Here is a 19047-nt window from a genome sequence, read left to right as displayed (position 1 = left end):
GAGCGGGTCTTCGTCCGTCGTTAAGGTGAACCCATGAGCGCACCCTCCCGCTTCGACCGCGGACTCACCGATGACCTGATGTCCTTCCTGGCCGCGAGCCCGTCGCCGTACCACGCGGTGGCGAACGTCGCCGCGCGGCTGGAAAAGGCCGGTTTCCGACAGGTCGCGGAGACGGACGCCTGGGACGGGACGAGCGGTGGCAAGTACGTACTGCGAGGCGGGGCGATCGTGGCCTGGTACGTCCCCGAGGGCGCCGCGCCGCACACGCCGTTCCGGATCGTCGGCGCCCACACCGACTCCCCCAACCTGCGGATCAAGCCGCGGCCCGACACCGGGGCGCACGGCTGGCGGCAGGTGGCCGTGGAGATCTACGGCGGACCGCTGCTCAACTCGTGGCTGGACCGCGACCTCGGCCTGGCGGGACGGCTGTCGCTGCGGGACGGCTCGACGCGGCTGGTGAACGTCGACCGGCCGCTGCTGCGGGTGCCCCAACTCGCCATCCACCTCGACCGTTCCGTGTCGGCGGAGGGCCTCAAGCTGGACAAGCAGCGGCATCTGCAGCCGATCTGGGGCCTGGGCAACGACGTGCGCGACGGTGACCTGATCTCCTTCCTGGCCCAGGAGAGCGGACTCGGCGCGGGCGAGGTGACCGGCTGGGACCTGATGACGCACTCCGTGGAGCCGCCGGCCTACCTGGGCCGTGACAACGAACTCGTCGCCGGACCGCGCATGGACAACCTGCTGTCGGTGCACGCGGGGGTGACGGCACTGACGGCGGTCTGCGGCGCTGACCTGCCCTACATCCCCGTACTGGCCGCCTTCGACCACGAGGAGAACGGGTCGCAGTCGGACACCGGCGCGGACGGGCCGCTGCTCGGCGGGGTGCTGGAGCGGTCGGTGTTCGCGCGCGGAGGGGCGTACGAGGACCGGGCGCGTGCCTTCGCGGGCACCATCTGTCTGTCCTCCGACACCGGTCACGCCGTCCACCCCAACTACGCGGAGCGGCACGACCCGACGCACCACCCGCGGGTCAACGGCGGCCCGATCCTCAAGGTCAACGTCAACAACCGCTACGCCACGGACGGTTCGGGCCGAGCGGTGTTCGCCGCCGCCTGCGAGAAGGCGGACGTGCCCTTCCAGTCCTTCGTGTCCAACAACTCGATGCCCTGCGGGACGACGATCGGCCCGATCACCGCGGCCCGGCACGGCATCCAGACGGTCGACATCGGCGTGGCGATCCTGTCGATGCACAGCGCCCGGGAGTTGTGCGGCGCGGACGACCCGCACCTGCTCGCCAACGCTCTGGTGGCGTTCCTGCGGGGATAGCGGCGTTCCGGAACGGGATCGGCGCGGCGGGGGGTTGACACAGCTTGACGGCTGACACAGCTTGACGGCTGACGCGGCCTGAGGGTTGACGCGGCCTGAGGGCTGACGCGGCCTGACGGCTGACACGGCCTGAGGGCTGACGCGGCCTGACGGCTGACACGGCCTGAGGGCTGACGCGGCCTGCGGGCTGATGCGGCATGGGGGTTGACAGCCGGGGTACCCGCTGTCTCGGACCGGAACGACCGGACCGGACAGGGAGGCAACAGCCATGGGCCTCGGCGGATGCATCATCCTCATCGCCGTGGGAGCCATCCTCACGTTCGCGACCGACTGGGACATGCAGGGGGTCAATCTCGACCTCGTCGGCATCATCCTGATGGTCGTCGGGCTGATCGGTGTCAGTACGTTCAGCAGCATCGCCCGGCGCCGGCGGGTCGTCATGCCACCCTCGACGCCGGTCGTCGAAGAGGAACGGCGCACCACCCGCAGGGACGGCTACAGCGACGGCTACGGCGTCTGACATCTCGACACATGGAAGGCTTAACCCCCCATTCAGGGCACATGCACTGCAGCGGCACAGGACCCCCGGCGCGGCATGCACAGGGCAAGCACCGACAACCTTGAGCATTCCGTGACCCGGGGTGCCTTGTGCGCTTGTGTGAATATCGTAAAGACTTGGGAGTCCTGAGGCTCCGGGAGACGCAGTGCCGGGCCGTTCCACCTGCACCCCGGGGGCTTCACGTGCTCGACCTCGTTGCCCCTGCGGCGACCGCCCCGGCACGCGATCCGTACCGACGCCACCCGGGCCGGCACGCGGCCCGCCGCGCCCACGCCGCCCCCGAGGCACCCGGCCCCGTGCCGCGGCTCGCGGCACTGATTCCGGCCCACAACGAGCAGGACCGCATCGCGGCCGCCATCCAGGGCCTGTGGAACCAGAGCCGGCCCCCGGACCTCGTCGTGGTCGTCGCCGACAACTGCACGGACGACACCGCCGCGACAGCCATGGCCCACGGCGCGCAGGTCTTCGCCACCCACGGCAACACCCACAAGAAGGCCGGCGCCCTCAACCAGGCCATCGCCTGGATCCTGCCCCACCTGGACGACCGGGACCTGCTGCTGGTGCAGGACGCCGACACCGTCCTCGACCCGTCGTTCGCCGAGACCGCCCTGGCCACCTTCAACCGCAAGGTCGGCGCCGTCGGCGGCGTCTTCTACGGCGAGCAGGGCGGCGGCTTCCTCGGCCTGCTCCAGCGCATGGAGTTCCACCGCTACGCGTGGGAACTCGACCGCACCGGCGGTAAGGCCCAGGTCCTCACCGGCACCGGCACGATGTTCCGCGCCCGGGTGCTGCGCGAGGTGCGCACCGCCCGCCGCGCCGGAGTGATCGGCGGCGGCACGAGCTACTACAGCCTCGCCTCGCTCACCGAGGACGACGAGATGACCAAGGCCGTCAAGACCCTCGGCTACCGCACCATGTCACCGGCCGGCTGCGCGGTCACCACCGAGGTCATGCCCACCCTGGGCAAGCTGTGGCACCAGCGGCTGCGCTGGCAGCGCGGCGCCCTGGAGAACCTGCGCGACTACGGCTGGACCCGGGTCACCGCCCGCTACTTCGCCCAGCAGTTCCTCATGGGCTTCGGCGCGCTGTCCTTCCTGGTCTACCTGACCTTCATGATCACGTACACGACGCTGTACGGCTGGCCCGGCTTCTCGCCGTTCTGGACCGCCATCGGCCTGATCTTCATGGTCGAGAAGACCGTCTCGGTGCGCCACGCCGGCCCCCGGGCCGTCCTGGTCGCGGCGCTGATGATCCCCGAGATGCTCTACGACCTGTTCCAGCACGCCGTCTACTTCTCCTCCCTGTGGGGCCTGCTGCGCCGCAGCGAGGAGAAGTGGGTGGCCACGTAAGGCCACCGCGCACGGCCCACCCCCGAACCGCCCCCCACGCACCAACCCCTCCTTAGGAGACGCACGATGTACGGAAGAGTGATCGGCGCCGGTACCACCGGCGCGGGCGGCGCCACCCTGGCCGCCACCGGCCTGTGGCTGAACAGCATGGCGCTGATGGTCACGGCCACCACCCTGCTGGCCGCGGGCCTGGCCCTGTACAAGCTGGCCCCGCGCCCGCGCCGCCGCTGACGGCGACGCCCACGGGACGTCGCCGAAGCCCGCGAGCACCAACGCCTGCCGGTCCGCCGCACCCTGGGTGAGGCGGGCCGGGACGCGGTCCTGGCTCAAGCCTGCCACCCGGCACTGACAGTCAGCTCAGTCGGTGGCCGGTGGTCGCGTCCACATGGGCCGGTATCTCGTCGTGGCGGTCGCCGACCGTGAGCGTGCCGGTGGGTTCGAGGAGGAGGATCTCGGTCGGCCGCAGGGCGTAGGGCTTGTGTTCGGTGCCGCGCGGGACCGTGTGCACGGACCCCTTGGGGAGGACGACCGTGCGTTCGCCGTCCGGCTCCCGCAGACAGATGTGCAGTTCGCCCTCCAGGACCAGGAAGAACTCGTCGGTGTGGTCGTGCACGTGCCACACGTGCTCGCCCTCCACCTTCGCGACCCGGACGTCGTAGTCGTTGACGGTGGTGACGATGCGGGGGCTCCACCGCTCGGTGAAAGAGGCGAGGGCGTCGGACAGCGAGACGGGTTCCGCGGACGGCGCGGCGGGTTCCGCGGACGGCGAGATGGGTTCCATGGGGCCATCTTGCGGGGTGCCCGGTGCACCGTACGAGTGCTAGAAATCGCACATGGCGCAAGGATCCTCTCAACCGCACACCGTGGTCCTGCTCGTGGACGAGAACTCCAATCCGTTCGAAATGAGCTGTGCCATCGAGGTGTTCGGGCTGCCCCGGCCCGAGCTGGACCGGGAGCTGTACGACTTCCGGCTGTGCGCCGCCGGCCCCGCGACCCGGATGCGGGACGGTTTCTTCACCCTCACCGGGGTCGCCGGGCTGGACGCGGCGGAGGCGGCGGACACCCTGATCGTGCCGAACCGGCCCGACACCGACGCCCCTCGCGACCCGCTCGTCCTGGACGTCGTGCGCCGAGCGCACGCGCGGGGCACCCGGCTCATCGGCTTCTGCTCCGGCGCGTTCACGATCGCGGAAGCCGGACTGCTGGACGGGCGCCGCGCCGCCTGTCACTGGATGTGGGCGGAGTCCTTCCGGGCGCGGTTCCCGCGCGTGCGGCTCGAGCCCGACGTGCTGTTCGTCGACGACGGCGACATCCTCACGGCGTCCGGGAGCGCCTCGGCGCTCGACCTCGGCCTGCATGTCGTACGGCGGGACCATGGCGCCGAAGTCGCCAACCACGTCTCCCGGCGGCTCGTCTTCGCCGCGCACCGGGACGGCGGGCAGCGCCAGTTCGTGGAACGGCCGGTGCCCCACGTGCCCGACGAGTCGCTCGGCCCGCTGCTCGCGTGGGCGCAGGAGCGGCTGGGGGAGCCACTGACGGTGGCGGACCTGGCGGCGCGGGCGGCGGTGTCGCCGGCCACCCTGCACCGGCGCTTCCGTGCCCAGCTGGGCACGACCCCGTTGGCCTGGCTGACGGGGGAGCGGGTGGCGCTGGCCTGCCGGCTGATCGAGCGGGGAGAGGAGCGGCTCGACGTGGTGGCGGCGAAGAGCGGGCTGGGCACGGCCGCGAACCTCCGCGCGCGCGTGCGCCACGTCACCGGACTCAGCCCGTCGGCCTACCGGCGGCGTTTCGGACACCGCCAGGGACGCGGTGAGGGTATGAGGACGGTATGAGATTCCTCGTGCGCGACCGGCTCCTCGGCTTCGGTGACGACTACTGGATCGAGGACGACCACGGCAACAAGGTCTTCCTCGTCGACGGCAAGGCCATGCGGCTGCGGGACACCTTCGAGCTGAAGGACACCCAGGGGCGCGTCCTCGTCGACATCCACCAGAAGATGTTCGCCCTCAGGGACACCATGGTGATCGAGCGGGACGGCGAACCCGTCGCCCGCGTCAAGCGCAAACGGCTGTCCCTGCTGCGCAACCACTACCGGGTGGCGCTGGCGGACGGCGGCACGGAACTCGATGTCAGCGGCAAGATCCTCGACCGCGAGTTCGCCGTCGAGTACGACGGTGAGCTGCTCGCCGTCATCTCCCGCCGTTGGCTGCACGTGCGTGAGACGTACGGGGTCGACGTCGTACGGGACGACGCGGACCCGGCGCTGCTGATCGCGGTGGCGGTGTGTGTGATCCACCTGGCGGAGAAGGAGCGGGAGGACGGTCAGGAGGGCCGGGAGGACTGACGCCTGCGCGGTGTGGTGATCCCGAGCACCCGGTCCTTCAGGGCCGGGAACAGCTCGCGCGTCGTCGCCACGTTCCCGGGGTCGAAGTCGACCGTGAGGACTTCCTGGTCGGCGCCCGCCTCCGCCAGGATCCGGCCCCACGGATCGACCACGATCGAGTGACCCGCTTGCGGAACCCGGGCGTGTGTCCCGGCCGTTCCACACGCGAGCACGAACGCCTGGTTCTCGATCGCCCGCGCCTGAGCCAGCAGCGTCCAGTGCGCCCGGCGGCGCTCCGGCCAGCCCGCGGGGACGATCAGGGTCTCGGCGCCGGCGTCGACGAGACCGCGGAAGAGTTCGGGGAAACGGAGGTCGTAACAGGTGGCGAGACCCAGCGTCGTATCGGGCAGCCGGACCGTCACCAGGTCCTCGCCCGCGCTCATCAGCACGGCCTCGCCCTTGTCGAAGCCGAAGCGGTGGATCTTGCGGTAGGCGGCGGCCAGGTCGCCGGAGGGTGAGAAGACGAGGGAGGTGTTGTAGAGGGGTCCGTCAGGGTCACGTTCCGGAATCGATCCCGCGTGCAGCCACACTCCCGCGTCGCTCGCCGCCTTGGCCATGGCCTCGTAGGTCGGCCCGTCGAGCGGTTCGGCCTCGCTCCCGAACTCCTCGAACGCGAAGGCACCAGTGGTCCACAGTTCGGGCAGGACGACGAGGTCGGACCCGGCCTGCTCCCGCACCAGCGCGGCCACGCGCCGTCGGCGGGACTCGACCGATTCGCCCTCGTCCACGGCGATCTGGATCAGTGAGGCGCGCACACTACCACCGTCCTGGCATTCGAGCCGTCCACACGGGCCTACGATCGTCACACGAAAGCACTGCCGGGGTGCCTCAGAGCAGCGTAACTTAGCGTCCCAAGACACCCGCCGACAGCCACCTCCCGCAGGCAACGCCGCCGCCACAACCACCCGAGTACCGACCGCCGAGGGGTCCCGTTCCGTGAGTCTGCATCCCACTCTCCAGCCCTACGCCGACGCCTGGACCCACTCCATCGAAGCGATATCCGAGCTCGTGCTGCCCCTTGTGGAGGGCGAGTGGAACCGGCGCACCCCCTGCCCCGGCTGGTCGGTGCGGGACGTGGTCTCCCACGTCATCGGCCTGGACTGCGAGATGCTCGGCGACCCGCGCCCCATCCACACGCTCCCGCGCGACCTGTACCACGTCACCAACGACAACCAGCGCTACATGGAGATGCAGGTCGACGTCCGCCGCCACCACACGGCGCCCGAGATGACCTCCGAGCTGGAGTACGTGATCATCCGGCGCAACCGCCAGCTGCGCAACGACTCGCGCGACCCGGGCACCAAGGTGCGCGGCCCCCTGAGCACCGAGATCACCCTCGAAGAGGCCATGCGCTCCCACGCGTTCAACGTGTGGGTCCACGAACAGGACCTGCGCACCGCCCTCGGCCGCCCCGGCAACCTGGACTCCCCCGGCGCGCACGTCGCCCGTGACGTGCTGCTCGCCGCGCTCCCGGAGATCGTCGCGGTCAAGGCCGACGCCCCGCGCAGCTCGGCCGTCGTCTTCGACGTGCACGGTCCCCTCGAGTTCCTGCGTACGATCCGCGTCGACATCCAGGGCCGCGGCACTCTCGAATCCACCCCGGCCCTCGGCCCGGCCGCCTCGCTCAGCCTCGACTGGGAGACGTACGTCCGCCTGGCCTGCGGCCGCGTCACGCCGGAGGCGGTGACGGACCGGGTGAAGGCGGAGGGAGATCCGACGTTGACGGGGGCGATCCTGAGGAACTTCAGCGTCACTCTTTGACGGGAGCTCGCGGCGCCGGTCGAGTCATCTCAGCCCGTCCGGCGATTGAGGACGAGGCCGTTCAGGCCGAAGCGGGGGGTCTGGGGGCGGCAGCCCCCAGGGACTCCCACCCCCCAGGGGCGGCACAGCCCCCAGAGACTCCCACCCCCCAGGGGCGCCAACCCACAGACGCCCACCCCGGCACAGGGCGCCGTCACGCAGGGACGTGCACCGTCTCCACCCGACTGGCCACCAGCCGCTCCCGCTCCCGCCGGGCCGCCCGCTTCCGCAACCGCAGCACCTGGCTGACTCCGAGCGCCTGCAGCACGAACACCGAGGAGAACGCGACCCGGTAGTCGTCCCCGGTCGCATCGAGCAGCACGCCGATCGCGAAGAGTGTCGTCATCGAGGCGACAAATCCCCCCATGTTCGTTATCCCGGACGCCGTCCCCTGCCGCTCGGGCGGATTCGCCGGCCGCGCGAAGTCGAAGCCGAGCATCGACGCCGGTCCGCAGGACCCCAGCACCGTGCACAGCACCACCAGCAGCCACATCGGCGCATGGTCACCGGGATACACCAGCGTGGCCGCCCAGGTCAGCGCCGTTGTCCCCACGGTGCCCAGTGCCAGCGGAAGCCGCGCCCCGTGATGCCGGGCGACGATCTGGCCGTACACCAGTCCGATCAGCATGTTCGACAGCACGACCAGGGTGAGCAACTCACCCGCCACCGCCCGCGACAGCCCCTGCGCCTCGACCAGGAACGGCAGCCCCCACAGCAGCAGGAACACCATCGCCGGGAACTGGGTCGTGAAGTGCACCCACAGCCCCAGCCGGGTCCCCGGCTCCCTCCAGGACGCGGCGATCTGGCGCCGTACATAAGCGGCCCCGTGGTGCGGGAAGGGCTCCGGCTCGTGTCCCTCCGGGTGGTCCTTGAGGAACAGCAGCACCAGCACCACGACGACGGCACCCGCGATCGCGCTGCCCGCGAAGGCCGCCGTCCAGCCGAGGCCGTGCAGCAGCCGGGCCAGCACCAGCGTGGAGACCAGGTTGCCCGCCATGCCGATCAGGCCCGCGAGCTGCGCGACCATGGGGCTGCGGCGGGCCGGGAACCAGCGGGTGCCGAGCCGCAGTACGGCGATGAAGGTCATCGCGTCCCCGCAGCCCAGCAGTGCGCGCGAGGCGAGGGCCATGCCGTACGACGACGAGAACGCGAACCCGAGCTGTCCGGCCGTGAACAGCACCGCGCCCAGGCTCAGCACCTTCTTCGTGCCGAGCCGGTCCACCAGCAGGCCCACCGGTATCTGCATGCCCGCGTACACGAGGAGTTGGAGGATGGAGAAGGTGGACAGCGCGGAGGCGCCCACGTGGAAGCGGTCGGCGGCGTCGAGGCCGGCGACCCCGAGGGACGTACGGAAGATGACGGCGACGAAGTAGACGGAGACGCCGACGCCCCAGACGGCCATCGCGCGCCGGCCGCCGGGCGGATCGCCCGGCAGCGAGCCCGAGGGACCTGAGGAACCTGAGGAACCTGAGGAGGACGAGGAGGAGGAGCCGGAGGAAGCCGCGGAGCTGCTCACCGGACCTCACCCCGGGCCAGGTGCGAGAACCAGCCGACGTGCCGGTGGACGACCTCGACCGCGGCCTCCGGATCCCCGGAGCGCAGCGCTTGAAGGATCTCCCCGTGTTCGACGAGGTTCTTGGCGATCCGCTCGGGGTGGGAGTGCAGCACCGCGACACCCATCCTCAACTGGCGGTCGCGGAGCTGGTCGTAGAGCCGGGAGAGGATCTCGTTGCCGCCGCTGCGGACGATCTCGGCGTGGAAACAGCGGTCGGTGACGGCGGCCCCCGCCAGGTCACCGGCGGCGGCCTGCTCCTGCTGCGTGGCCAGCAGCCCCTCGAGCCGGTCGATGAGTCCGGCGGGTGCCGGTACCGCCTTGCGGGCCGCGTGTTCCTCGACCAGGAGCCGGGTCTCGACGACGTCCGCGATCTCCTGGGCGGAGACGGGCAGGACGAGGGCTCCCTTTTTCGGGTAAAGCTTGATGAGCCCCTCGGCCTCCAGCCGGAGCAGCGCCTCGCGCACCGGTGTGCGGGAGACACCGACGGCCTCGGCGAGCTCGCCCTCGGTGAGGAGAGTGCCGCCTTGGTAACGGCGGTCCAGGACACCCTGCTTGACGTGGGCGTAGACACGGTCGGCGGCGGGTGGGTGCTTCACTGCCAGGGACATGTGGACATCATAGATACAACAGGAACACATGATGGAGACCGGTCCGGCATACGGGACGGTAGCGGCGTCCCGGGACACGAAAGAGGGATCTTGCGGCAAAGAACCCGGACCCGACCCGACGGCGGCACAACCTTCTGTGCTAATTACGTGTCACACACCTGCGGCCCCATTTTCCTGGCACCATCTCAACACGGCCGCATAACAGGGGCATTCGAGACAATCGGGGTTTCTCAGTTGATAACCGGCATCAAGGACGGCTTCCAGGTTGTCCGCTTCCGCCGAGCCGCCGCCGTCGCCGTGACGGCCGGCGCGGTCCTCGCGACCGGAGCCCTCGCCGCGGTCCCCGCGCAGGCCGTCACCGCGCCCACGATCGTCGCCAAGGGCGGCTACGTGATGAACAACGCGAACGGCGCGGGGCTGTACGGCAAGGCCGCGGACACCAGGCGCTCCACCGGCTCCACCACGAAGATCATGACCGCGAAGGTCGTGCTCGCGCAGTCGAACCTGAACCTGGACGCCAAGGTCACCATCCAGAAGGCGTACAGCGACTACGTCGTCGCCAACAACGCCTCCCAGGCCCACCTCATCGTCGGCGACAAGGTCACCGTGCGGCAGCTGCTCTACGGGCTGATGCTGCCGTCCGGCTGCGACGCCGCCTACGCCCTGGCCGACAAGTTCGGCTCCGGCACGACGCGTGCGGCGCGGGTGAAGTCGTTCATCGGCAAGATGAACACCCAGGCGAAGAGCCTCGGTCTGACGAACACCCACTTCGACTCGTTCGACGGCATCGGCAACGGCTCCAACTACTCGACGCCGCGCGACCTGACGAAGCTCGCCAGCAGCGCGATGAAGAACGCCTCGTTCCGCGCGGTGGTGAAGACGAAGGCGTACACCGCCAAGACGATCACCAAGACGGGCACCACCCGCACGATGGCCACGTGGACCAACACCAACGGTCTGCTCAGCAGCTACAGCGGCACGATCGGCGTGAAGACGGGCTCCGGCCCCGAGGCGAAGTACTGCCTCGTCTTCGCCGCCACCCGAGGCGGCAAGACGGTCATCGGCACCGTCCTCGCCTCGACCTCCATCCCGCAGCGGGAGGCGGACGCCAAGAAGCTGATGAACTACGCGTTCGCCCGGCTCGGCTGACCACACGTCAGGCAGCAGCAGGTCACAGGCCCCTCGCCGTCGGCGGGGGGTCTTTGCCTTGCCTGCTGACGGCGCCTTGGCAGGCGTACGGCCGGCAATTTTCCGTAAAGGAGGCGCGACGAGGTGACCGCCCCTGCACCATGTCGGCGTGACAACTTCCCGCACCGGGCCGCTCTCCGCCCTCACCGAGGCCTCGTATCTCACGGCGGTGCGGAAGTCGTACGACACAGTCGCCGCCGCGTACGCGCAGCTGGTCAAGTCGCCTGCGGAGCTGGACCCGTTGTCCCGCGCACTGCTGGACGCGTTCGCGGAGACCATGCGGTCGGCGGCGCTCGGGCCGGTCGCGGATCTCGGCTGCGGTCCCGGTCACGTGACCGCGTACCTGACCCAACTGGGCGTGCCCGCGTTCGGCGTCGACCTGTCACCAAAAATGGTGGAACTGGCCCAACGCGCCCACCCCACCCTGACGTTCAGGGTCGGCTCGCTCACCGGCCTGGACATCGAGGACGGCACCCTCGGCGGCATCCTGGCCTACTACTCCACGCACCACACCCCACCTGACCTCCTGCCACGTGTCTACGCCGAGTTCCACCGCACCCTCGCCCCCGGCGGCCGGCTGATGCTGGCCGGCCATGTCGGGGACGGCGAACGGCTGCGCCCGACGCAGGCATACGGCGGCCATCCGGTGTCGTACGAGTCCCATCTGCTCCCGATGGACCACCTCACCGAACTCCTCGGCCGCGCGGGACTGGTGGTCACCGCGCGGGTGGTACAGGAACCGTCCGAAGGGACGAAGAGGCGGATCGCCACCTTGCTGGCCCACAAGCCCGCCTGACACACGGCACGACCCGCCATTCCCGGCACCCGCCGTCTCGGCACGTGCGGAGCATCATGGGCCGGCGTGGCGCGCGCCCCGGCCACGGATCCGAGACCGAAGACACGACGTGACCCAGGTCGGCGAAGACGTCGTACATGCACGCATGGCGTCCCGCACCGGATTTGGCGATCATTTCCCTCGCAATCGTGAACATCCTTGTGCGGACTGGCATATTCGATTTGCTCCGCTCTACGTTCCGCGGCGGAGGTGGTTCACATGATCGAACCCAGCAAGCACCAGCCCGACCCCCGGGCACAGCACGACGCGATCGACGTCAGCGACTTCGTCTACGCGGCCACGGGAGCCCGCGTCCGGAGGCTGACGATGCCGGACGGAACGCACTGGTTCCCGGCGGTGGATGTCTGCAAGGAATTGGGGCACACCAACTCGAGGCAGGCACTCTCCGACCACGTTCCGGAGGGGCACCGAGACATTCTCGAGACCGTAACTGGAGCTTACGGTCTCAGCATTCCCGCAGGTAGAGAGTGGCGCCGAGACCTGAATCTCATCGATCTCCAGGGTCTGATCCTCCTCGTCAACGCCTGCACCAAACCCACCTGCGCCCCCTTCAAGCAATGGGTCGCGGAAGTGATCGAGACGGTCCAGCGGGAGGGGTCCTACACCCTGGAGGAGGCCGAGGTGCAGCCCGCGGATCCAGCGGCTCCGATCGCGTACGCGATGCCGGAGCAGGTCGCGGAGGCCATCGTCCGGCTTGAGGCGCACAACCTTCAGGTCGACGAGGAGCTTGCGGTCGCCCAGCGCGAATCGCTCGCTGTGCAAAGGGAAATGCTTCAGATGCAGCGCGCGACCCTCGCCACGCAGCAGGCCATCGCCCAGGCCATGGAACGCATCGCGAACCGGCTCGACGTCATGACGCTCGACCGCCCTGCGCCCACCGCCGACTTCTACGCGCATCCGACCACCGAGTCGGTACTGGCCGACTGGCGGCAGCGGCTGTCCGTGACGTCGGACGTGTGGGCCGTCGCGGTGGTGATCGCCCCGGTTCTGGTCGAGCGGGGCGAGTTGCGTCAACCGCTCGATGCGATCGCGGCCCGTACGGGGCTGTCGGTGCACCGTGTCAACGAATGCCTGCGTCTGCTGCGCAAGCACGCCTGCATCCATTCCCGGGGCGGGACGGAGGACGGGGCACCCGTCTACGTACTCAACCGATCGTGACGCACTGAATGGTGGAAGGGCGGCCGCAACAAGAACTTGCGGCCGCCCTTCCTGAGTTCAGCGTATCCCGCTCCGGCTCGTCACGCCCAGCTGATCAACCTCTTCGGCTGCTCCAGAATCGCCGCCACATCCGCCAGCACCTTGGAGCCCAACTCCCCGTCCACCAGACGGTGGTCGAAGGACAGCGCCAGGGTCGTGACCTGGCGGGGCTTGACCTTGCCCTTGTGGACCCACGGCTGGAGTCTGATCGCGCCGACCGCGAGGATCGCGGACTCGCCGGGGTTGAGGATGGGCGTGCCCGTGTCGATTCCGAAGACGCCCACGTTGGTGATCGTCACCGTGCCGCCCCGCATCGCGGCGGGGGACGTCCTGCCCTCGCGTGCCGTCGAGACCAACTCGCTCAGGGACTCGGCCAGTTGCGGAAGCGTCTTGGCCTGCGCGTCCTTGATGTTCGGGACGATCAGGCCGCGGGGGGTCGCCGCCGCGATGCCCAGGTTGACGTAGTGCTTGAGCACGATCTCCTGAGCCGCCTCGTCCCAGGACGCGTTGATGTCCGGGTGGCGTTTGACGGCGACCAGGAGGGCCTTGGCGATCAGGAGGAGCGGGTTGACGCGCAGGCCCGTGAACTCCTTGTCCTGCTTGAGCTCCTCGACCAGCTTCATCGTCCGGGTCACGTCGACCGTCACGAACTCCGTGACATGCGGCGCCGTGAACGCCGAGCCGACCATCGCCGCCGCCGTCGCCTTGCGGACACCCTTGACCGGGATACGGGTCTCACGCGCCCCGTCGTACGTCACCACGGGCGCCGAAGCCGGGGCCGGGGCCTGGACACCGACCGGCGTCTCGACGATCGGCGCGGCGGCGGGAGCGGGCTGTGCCTGGGCCACCGCCGCGTGGACGTCCTCCCGCGTGATGATGCCGTCCGGGCCGGACGGGACGACCGTCGCCAGGTCCACGCCCAGGTCCTTGGCCAGCTTGCGCACCGGCGGCTTGGCCAGCGGGCGGGGGGCGGCCGTGCCGTGGCCGTTCAGCTCTGCCTGGACCGCCGTCGACGCCTCCCGGCCCGGGATCTCCGGGCCCTTGCGGGGGCGGCGCTTGGTGGAGGAGGTCGCCACGCCGTAGCCGACCAGGACCGGCTGGCGGCCGGAGCCCTCCGGCTTCTTCTCGGCGGGCGTCTTCTCCGTGGGGGCCGGGGCCTGAGCGGGAGCCGGCGTCTCGGTGGCGGGCGCGGGGCCGCCCGCCACGTCCACCGCGATGATCGCCGTGCCCACGTCCACCGTGGTGCCCTCGGCGAAGCGGAGTTCGCGGACGACTCCGTCGTAGGGGATCGGCAGTTCCACCGCCGCCTTGGCGGTCTCGACCTCGCACACCACCTGGCCGTCGGTGACCGTGTCACCGGGCTGGACGTACCACTTGAGGATCTCCGCCTCCGTGAGCCCCTCGCCCACGTCCGGCATCCTGAACTCGCGTACGGACGCTTCCGTCATCGTCGTCACGACCCTCTCCTCAGTACGCCAGCGAGCGGTCGACGGCGTCGAGTACCCGGTCCAGGCCCGGCAGGTACTCCTCCTCCAGACGCGCCGGCGGATACGGGGCGTGATAGCCGCCGACCCTCAGCACCGGTGCCTCCAGGTGGTAGAAGCAGCGTTCCGTGATCCGCGCCGCGATCTCCGCACCCGAACCGAAGAACACCGGCGCCTCGTGCACCACCACCAGGCGACGGGTTCTCTCCACCGACGCCTGAACGGAGTCGAAGTCGAGGGGGGACACCGACCGCAGGTCCAGCACTTCGAGAGACTTGCCCTCCTCGGCGGCGGCGTCTGCGACTTCCTGGCAGAGCTTCACCATCGGACCGTAGGCCACGAGGGTCAGGTCCGTGCCCTCACGCACGATCCGCGCCTTGTGCAGGGGGCCGGGGATGGCTTCGGCGTTGACCTCACCCTTGTCCCAGTAGCGCCGCTTCGGCTCGAAGAAGATCACCGGGTCGTCGCTCTGGATGGCCTGCTGCATCATCCAGTACGCGTCCGACGCGTTCGACGGGGAGACCACCTTCAGGCCCGACACGTGCGCGAAGAGCGCCTCGGGGGACTCGGAGTGGTGCTCGACCGCGCCGATCCCGCCGCCGTAGGGGATGCGGACGACGACCGGCAGCTTCACCTTGCCCAGCGAGCGGGCGTGCATCTTCGCGAGCTGCGTGACGATCTGGTCGTAGGCGGGGAAGACGAAACCGTCGAACTGGATCTCCACGACCGGGCGGTATCCGCGCAGGGCGAGGCCGATGGCCGTGCCGACGATGCCCGACTCGGCGAGCGGGGTGTCGATGACCCGGCTCTCACCGAAGTCCTTCTGCAGACCGTCCGTCACGCGGAAGACGCCGCCGAGCTTGCCGACGTCCTCCCCCATGACCAGGACCTTGGGGTCGGCCTCCAGCGCGCGGCGCAGCGACTCGTTGATCGCCTTCGCCAGCGGCAGGCTCTTTGACGTCATCGTCCCGGCCATCTCAGTTGCCCCCCTCTGCGTCCGCGAACGACGCCTGGTAGGCGGCGAACTGCGCGCGCTCCTCGTCGACGAGCGCATGCCCGTCCGCGTACACGTTCTCGAAGATGGCGAAGTGGTCCGGGTCCGGCATGGCGCGGACCGCTTCGCGCACTCGCCTGCCCAACGCCTCGCTCTCCGCCTCCAGTTCCGCGAAGAATCCCTCGTCCGTGTGGTTTGAGGCCTCCAGATGGCGGCGAAGGCGCAGGATCGGGTCCTTCGCCTCCCACGCCTCGCGCTCCTCGTCCGCCCGGTACTTGGTCGGATCGTCGGAGGTGGTGTGGGCACCCATGCGGTACGTGTACGCCTCGACCAGGGTCGGGCCCTCACCGCTGCGGGCCCGCTCCAGCGCCCACTTGGTGACCGCGAGGCAGGCCAGCACGTCGTTGCCGTCGACGCGGACGCCGGGGAAGCCGTACCCCTGCGCACGCTGGTAGAGCGGGACGCGGGTCTGCTTCTCGGTGGGCTCGGAGATAGCCCACTGGTTGTTCTGGCAGAAGAACACCACCGGGGCGTTGTAGACGGCGGAGAAGGTGAAGGACTCGGCGACATCGCCCTGGCTGGAGGCGCCGTCGCCGAAGTAGGCGATGACCGCGCTGTCCGCGCCGTCCATGGCGACGCCCATCGCGTAGCCCGTGGCGTGCAGCGTCTGGGAGCCGATGACGATCGTGTAGAGGTGGAAGTTGTTGCTGTTGGGGTCCCAGCCGCCGTTGTTCACGCCGCGGAACATGCCCAGCAGGTTGGTCGGGTCGACCCCGCGGCACCAGGCGACGCCGTGCTCGCGGTAGGTCGGGAAGACGTAGTCGTCCTCACGGGTGGCGCGGCCGGAGCCGATCTGGGCGGCCTCCTGACCGAGCAGGGAGGCCCACAGACCGAGCTCGCCCTGGCGCTGCAACGCGGTGGCCTCGGCGTCGAAGCGGCGGGTGAGCACCATGTCGCGGTACAGACCGCGCAGCTCATCGGGGGTGATACCGGCGACGTACTTGTCGTAGGCGGCGCTCTTGACGCGCTTGCCCTCGGGCGTCAGCAACTGGACGAGTTCGGGGTCACCCCCTGGCGCGTTCTGTGCGGTCGCCGAGGTCTTCTTCGCGGTCGCGCGCTTGCCGGCCGTGCTCTTTGTACCGGTCGTACTCGCGCTGCGTCGCGGTGTGCGCGCGGCAGTGCTCTCCACGGTCACGTGTGCTCCTCCGTCGGTCCGGCTACCCGGGTTCGCCGGGTGCCAGTGCGGCTCGCCTGTGGCCTCACGGACGCACGGGGTGGGTGCGGTCCGTTCGGAACAGGTGACAGGTGCCCCGGCGAGCGCCCTGCACAAGGCACGTTACCCAGTGCTCCACAATTCTGTGAAACCCCTCCTGACCTGCGATTTTGCTTGGATTTCCAAGTAAATCGCGAAACCGGGAACAGTTCCTGGTCACAGCCTTGCAGGGGGCCGGAACAACGGCACGTTATCCCGGTGACCCAGGTCACGGGAAGAGCCGGCAGGGCGGGAGACGACCATCAGGATCATCAGGTGGTCCGCCGGGGGGCCTGCACGAGCTCCTGGCCGCCGAGGTCGGCGCGGAGGTCGCGGGCGGGATCGGCACGGCGGCCCACGCGTCGGCGCACATTCCGGCCACTCGGCCGGCCGGTGTGGTGCCTGGCGTACGACTCCCGGACGGCTTCCGAAACGGGAGCGGGACACGATGTGCGACACGTTCGCGGACTGAACCGCCCGCCTCGGTGAGGGGCCTGCTCGACAGCGGCGGCAGCTTCCACGCGCGCGTGGAACCCGTTTCCGGGCCGCACGCGCGCGTGGAGGCTGTCGCGGTGAGCGGACCGGCGGGGCCGCCGGTCAGTTCCCGCCGCCGCCCTCGGTCCCGCCGACGCCCCCCAGGGTGGGGTCCGTCGATACCCCGGTCGTCGGGTTCTCCGTCGGCGGCTCCGTCGTCGGCTCGTTCGTCGGTGGCTCGGTCGTCGGGTTGCCCGTCGGCTTGCCCGAGGGCGGCCGCGAGGCCGGCTGCGACGGCGTGTAGGACGGCGTTGAAGACGGTGTGTAGTCCGGACCGGAACCCGTGCCCGTCCCCGTGCCCGTGCCCTCGTCCGTGTTCGTCTCGGTGGACTCGTCGGTCGGTTCGTCGCTCGGCGTCTCGTCGGCGGTCTTGTCGGGGGTGGTCTGTGAGACGGTCGGCGACTCGCTCTTACTGGGGGTGTCACCACCCTCATTGCCGTTGCCCCGGAGAGCCAGTGCCACACCCGCCGCGATGGCGATCACCGCGAGGACGGCCAGGATCCACAGCTTGCCGCGGCCGCCGCCGCCCCGGTTGCCGTGCCCCTCGAAGCCGCCCTCGTCCCCGCCGCCGTAGCGGTTGGGCAGGATCGGCTGCGGGATCTGCGCGGTGCCGGACGCGTCGCCCCCGGGGTGCGGCAGTACGGCCGTGCCGGCCAGGCCAGCCGCCGGGGTGTGCCGGCCGTCGTGCGTGTCGACGGGGCCGGTGTTCCAGGTACCGGTGTGGCCGCCCTGCTCGTACAGCATCTGCAGGCCGTACTGGACCAGGCCGCGCATCTCCTCGGCCGTCTGGAACCGGTCGTCCGGCTCCTTGGCGAGGGAGCGCATGACGAGGCCGTCGAGCTCCGGCGGGACGCCGTCGGAGACCTGCGACGGCGGCGTCGGGATGTCCTGGACGTGCTGGTAGACCACCGACAGCGGGGTCTCGCCGGTGAACGGGGGCCGCAGCGCGAGCAGTTCGTACAGCAGACAGCCCGTGGCGTACAGGTCGGAGCGGTGGTCGACGGCCTTGCCGAGCGCCTGCTCGGGGGAGAGGTACTGCGGGGTGCCCATGACCATGCCGGTCTGCGTCATCGTCGTGGACGCACCGTGCAGGGCGCGGGCGATGCCGAAGTCCATCACCTTGACCGCGCCGTTGTGCGTGATGATGACGTTGGCAGGCTTGATGTCGCGGTGCACGATGCCGTGCTGGTGCGAGTAGGCGAGCGCCTCAAGGACGCCGGAGACGATGATCAGGGCCTGCTCGGGACCCGGCGCCTCGGCGTTGAGGAGCAGGTCACGGATGGTGCGGCCCTCGACGATCTCCATCACGATGTACGGCACGGACTGGCCGCCCACGAAGTCCTCGCCGGAGTCGTACACGGCGACGATCGCGTGGTGGTTGAGCCCGGCCACCGACTGGGCCTCGCGCGTGAAGCGTGCCTTGGAGACGGGGTCCTCGGCGAGGTCGGCGCGCAGCAACTTGACCGCCACGGTGCGTCCGAGGCGTACGTCCTCGGCCGCGAAGACCTCGGCCATGCCGCCCCGGCCGAGTCTGCGGGTCAGCCGGTATCGGCCGTCCCCGACCAGTCCGCCGTTCCCCCACATTTCCGGCGCATCTGACATCCCGCCGCCAGTCGCCTCGGGGTCGGACGGGCCCTGAGCGCGCTGCTGCTGTGCCATCAGTCCTCGCCGTCGTTTCTGCCCGCGGTGCGCGCGGTGTTGTTACGGTCTCCGTCGGCCACGCTACAGCCTCCGCGCAAGCCTCCGGTCCGGGAAGGCCTTGGGGACCGGCCCGAGACCGACCGGCCATCAAACCTTCAGAACATACCGGCGTGCAAATCCTGTGTACCGGTCGTACAGCAGCTGTAACGCTTCCGCGACGCTTCTTTCGCGTACGGTCACGGAACGGGCACCGCGCTTGACGTGTCAGTGCCCTCGGGCAGACTTGGCCGGGAATAGCCCATTGGATCAACGACTTCTCGG

General features: G+C 70.0%; 18 protein-coding genes. 10 read left to right on the top strand and 8 right to left on the bottom strand.

Features of this window, described 5'->3' with window-relative positions:
- Nucleotides 1–33: 33 nt before the first annotated feature.
- The 4 genes from ACIBK3_RS26125 (at nucleotide 34) to ACIBK3_RS26110 (ending at nucleotide 3465) form a co-directional block, all read left to right on the top strand.
- The gene (locus ACIBK3_RS26125) at nucleotides 34–1326 is read left to right on the top strand and encodes a M18 family aminopeptidase (RefSeq protein WP_399369278.1); all 1293 of its coding nucleotides are present in this window, start codon (nucleotides 34–36) and stop codon (nucleotides 1324–1326) included.
- A 268-nt stretch (nucleotides 1327–1594) separates the two neighbouring features.
- A complete protein-coding gene (locus ACIBK3_RS26120) occupies nucleotides 1595–1846 on the top strand; it encodes a DUF6458 family protein (RefSeq protein ID WP_030665629.1) in 252 nt (83 codons plus the stop codon).
- Nucleotides 1847–2181: 335 nt separating this feature from the next.
- Nucleotides 2182–3234: a glycosyltransferase gene (locus tag ACIBK3_RS26115; protein WP_399369992.1), complete on the top strand. Its 1053-nt coding sequence runs from the start codon at nucleotides 2182–2184 to the stop codon at nucleotides 3232–3234.
- 66 nt (nucleotides 3235–3300) lie between these two features.
- Nucleotides 3301–3465 (top strand): hypothetical protein, encoded by a 165-nt coding sequence (locus ACIBK3_RS26110; RefSeq protein ID WP_399369276.1) that lies wholly within the window; start codon nucleotides 3301–3303, stop codon nucleotides 3463–3465.
- Between the two features lie 121 nt (nucleotides 3466–3586).
- Here ACIBK3_RS26110 and ACIBK3_RS26105 read toward each other — a convergent pair whose 3' ends face one another.
- On the bottom strand, nucleotides 3587–4015 hold the full coding sequence (locus ACIBK3_RS26105) for a cupin domain-containing protein (RefSeq protein WP_399369274.1): 429 nt from the start codon (nucleotides 4013–4015) through the stop codon (nucleotides 3587–3589).
- Between the two features lie 52 nt (nucleotides 4016–4067).
- On the opposite strand from ACIBK3_RS26105, the gene ACIBK3_RS26100 reads away from it, so the two are divergent.
- Together ACIBK3_RS26100 and ACIBK3_RS26095 are read left to right on the top strand one after the other, a co-directional pair.
- Nucleotides 4068–5066 carry a GlxA family transcriptional regulator gene (locus ACIBK3_RS26100; protein WP_399369272.1) on the top strand — a complete coding sequence of 333 codons (999 nt, stop codon included), beginning with the start codon at nucleotides 4068–4070 and terminating at the stop codon, nucleotides 5064–5066.
- Complete coding sequence (locus tag ACIBK3_RS26095; protein WP_399369270.1) at nucleotides 5063–5578, top strand: LURP-one-related/scramblase family protein; 516 nt, start codon at nucleotides 5063–5065, stop codon at nucleotides 5576–5578. The genes ACIBK3_RS26100 and ACIBK3_RS26095 overlap by 4 nt, the downstream gene beginning before the upstream one ends.
- Here ACIBK3_RS26095 and ACIBK3_RS26090 read toward each other — a convergent pair.
- A complete protein-coding gene (locus ACIBK3_RS26090; RefSeq protein ID WP_399369268.1) occupies nucleotides 5557–6372 on the bottom strand; it encodes a carbon-nitrogen family hydrolase in 816 nt (271 codons plus the stop codon). The genes ACIBK3_RS26095 and ACIBK3_RS26090 overlap by 22 nt on opposite strands.
- 181 nt (nucleotides 6373–6553) lie before the next feature.
- Between ACIBK3_RS26090 and ACIBK3_RS26085 the strand changes: the two genes are divergently transcribed.
- On the top strand, nucleotides 6554–7378 hold the full coding sequence (locus ACIBK3_RS26085; protein ID WP_399369266.1) for a maleylpyruvate isomerase family mycothiol-dependent enzyme: 825 nt from the start codon (nucleotides 6554–6556) through the stop codon (nucleotides 7376–7378).
- 193 nt (nucleotides 7379–7571) lie between these two features.
- Here the strand turns inward: ACIBK3_RS26085 and ACIBK3_RS26080 are convergent, their stop codons facing one another.
- Together ACIBK3_RS26080 and ACIBK3_RS26075 are read right to left on the bottom strand one after the other, a co-directional pair.
- On the bottom strand, nucleotides 7572–8819 hold the full coding sequence (locus ACIBK3_RS26080) for a nitrate/nitrite transporter (protein ID WP_399369990.1): 1248 nt from the start codon (nucleotides 8817–8819) through the stop codon (nucleotides 7572–7574).
- 110 nt (nucleotides 8820–8929) lie between these two features.
- A complete protein-coding gene (locus ACIBK3_RS26075) occupies nucleotides 8930–9580 on the bottom strand; it encodes a GntR family transcriptional regulator (protein WP_399369265.1) in 651 nt (216 codons plus the stop codon).
- A gap of 246 nt (nucleotides 9581–9826) precedes the next feature.
- On the opposite strand from ACIBK3_RS26075, the gene ACIBK3_RS26070 reads away from it, so the two are divergent.
- The 3 genes from ACIBK3_RS26070 to ACIBK3_RS26060 all read left to right on the top strand — a co-directional run bounded on the left by ACIBK3_RS26070 (nucleotide 9827) and on the right by ACIBK3_RS26060 (nucleotide 12782).
- On the top strand, nucleotides 9827–10729 hold the full coding sequence (locus ACIBK3_RS26070; protein WP_399369988.1) for a D-alanyl-D-alanine carboxypeptidase family protein: 903 nt from the start codon (nucleotides 9827–9829) through the stop codon (nucleotides 10727–10729).
- A gap of 148 nt (nucleotides 10730–10877) precedes the next feature.
- Entirely contained in the window at nucleotides 10878–11564 is a 687-nt protein-coding gene (locus ACIBK3_RS26065; protein ID WP_399369264.1) for a class I SAM-dependent methyltransferase, read from the top strand.
- 258 nt (nucleotides 11565–11822) lie between these two features.
- Complete coding sequence (locus tag ACIBK3_RS26060; RefSeq protein ID WP_399369262.1) at nucleotides 11823–12782, top strand: Bro-N domain-containing protein; 960 nt, start codon at nucleotides 11823–11825, stop codon at nucleotides 12780–12782.
- A gap of 80 nt (nucleotides 12783–12862) precedes the next feature.
- Here the strand turns inward: ACIBK3_RS26060 and ACIBK3_RS26055 are convergent, their stop codons facing one another.
- The 4 genes from ACIBK3_RS26055 to ACIBK3_RS26040 form a co-directional block, all read right to left on the bottom strand.
- Nucleotides 12863–14278: a dihydrolipoamide acetyltransferase family protein gene (locus ACIBK3_RS26055; protein ID WP_399369260.1), complete on the bottom strand. Its 1416-nt coding sequence runs from the start codon at nucleotides 14276–14278 to the stop codon at nucleotides 12863–12865.
- Nucleotides 14279–14288: 10 nt separating this feature from the next.
- Nucleotides 14289–15281 carry an alpha-ketoacid dehydrogenase subunit beta gene (locus ACIBK3_RS26050; RefSeq protein ID WP_399369259.1) on the bottom strand — a complete coding sequence of 331 codons (993 nt, stop codon included), beginning with the start codon at nucleotides 15279–15281 and terminating at the stop codon, nucleotides 14289–14291.
- A 1-nt stretch (nucleotide 15282) separates the two neighbouring features.
- Entirely contained in the window at nucleotides 15283–16494 is a 1212-nt protein-coding gene (gene pdhA, locus ACIBK3_RS26045; protein WP_399369257.1) for a pyruvate dehydrogenase (acetyl-transferring) E1 component subunit alpha, read from the bottom strand.
- Nucleotides 16495–17148: 654 nt separating this feature from the next.
- Complete coding sequence (locus tag ACIBK3_RS26040; protein WP_399369255.1) at nucleotides 17149–18744, bottom strand: protein kinase; 1596 nt, start codon at nucleotides 18742–18744, stop codon at nucleotides 17149–17151.
- Nucleotides 18745–19047 lie beyond the last annotated feature (303 nt).

This window comes from Streptomyces sp. NPDC050287 (genome assembly GCF_044459385.1).
GTDB lineage: Bacteria > Actinomycetota > Actinomycetes > Streptomycetales > Streptomycetaceae > Streptomyces.
This window is presented reverse-complemented; position numbering and strand designations above follow the sequence as displayed.

Bases quoted from the DNA above. Each gene is read 5' to 3' on its own strand.
- ACIBK3_RS26105 (WP_399369274.1), bottom strand. From the start codon at position 4,015: ATGGAACCCATCTCGCCGTCCGCGGAACCCGCCGCGCCGTCCGCGGAA.
- ACIBK3_RS26050 (WP_399369259.1), bottom strand. From the start codon at position 15,281: ATGGCCGGGACGATGACGTCAAAGAGCCTGCCGCTGGCGAAGGCGATC.
- ACIBK3_RS26075 (WP_399369265.1), bottom strand. From the start codon at position 9,580: ATGTCCCTGGCAGTGAAGCACCCACCCGCCGCCGACCGTGTCTACGCC.
- ACIBK3_RS26120 (WP_030665629.1), top strand. From the start codon at position 1,595: ATGGGCCTCGGCGGATGCATCATCCTCATCGCCGTGGGAGCCATCCTC.
- ACIBK3_RS26080 (WP_399369990.1), bottom strand. From the start codon at position 8,819: ATGGCCGTCTGGGGCGTCGGCGTCTCCGTCTACTTCGTCGCCGTCATC.
- ACIBK3_RS26110 (WP_399369276.1), top strand. From the start codon at position 3,301: ATGTACGGAAGAGTGATCGGCGCCGGTACCACCGGCGCGGGCGGCGCC.
- ACIBK3_RS26100 (WP_399369272.1), top strand. From the start codon at position 4,068: ATGGCGCAAGGATCCTCTCAACCGCACACCGTGGTCCTGCTCGTGGAC.
- ACIBK3_RS26040 (WP_399369255.1), bottom strand. From the start codon at position 18,744: ATGGCACAGCAGCAGCGCGCTCAGGGCCCGTCCGACCCCGAGGCGACT.
- ACIBK3_RS26095 (WP_399369270.1), top strand. From the start codon at position 5,063: ATGAGATTCCTCGTGCGCGACCGGCTCCTCGGCTTCGGTGACGACTAC.
- ACIBK3_RS26125 (WP_399369278.1), top strand. From the start codon at position 34: ATGAGCGCACCCTCCCGCTTCGACCGCGGACTCACCGATGACCTGATG.
- ACIBK3_RS26060 (WP_399369262.1), top strand. From the start codon at position 11,823: ATGATCGAACCCAGCAAGCACCAGCCCGACCCCCGGGCACAGCACGAC.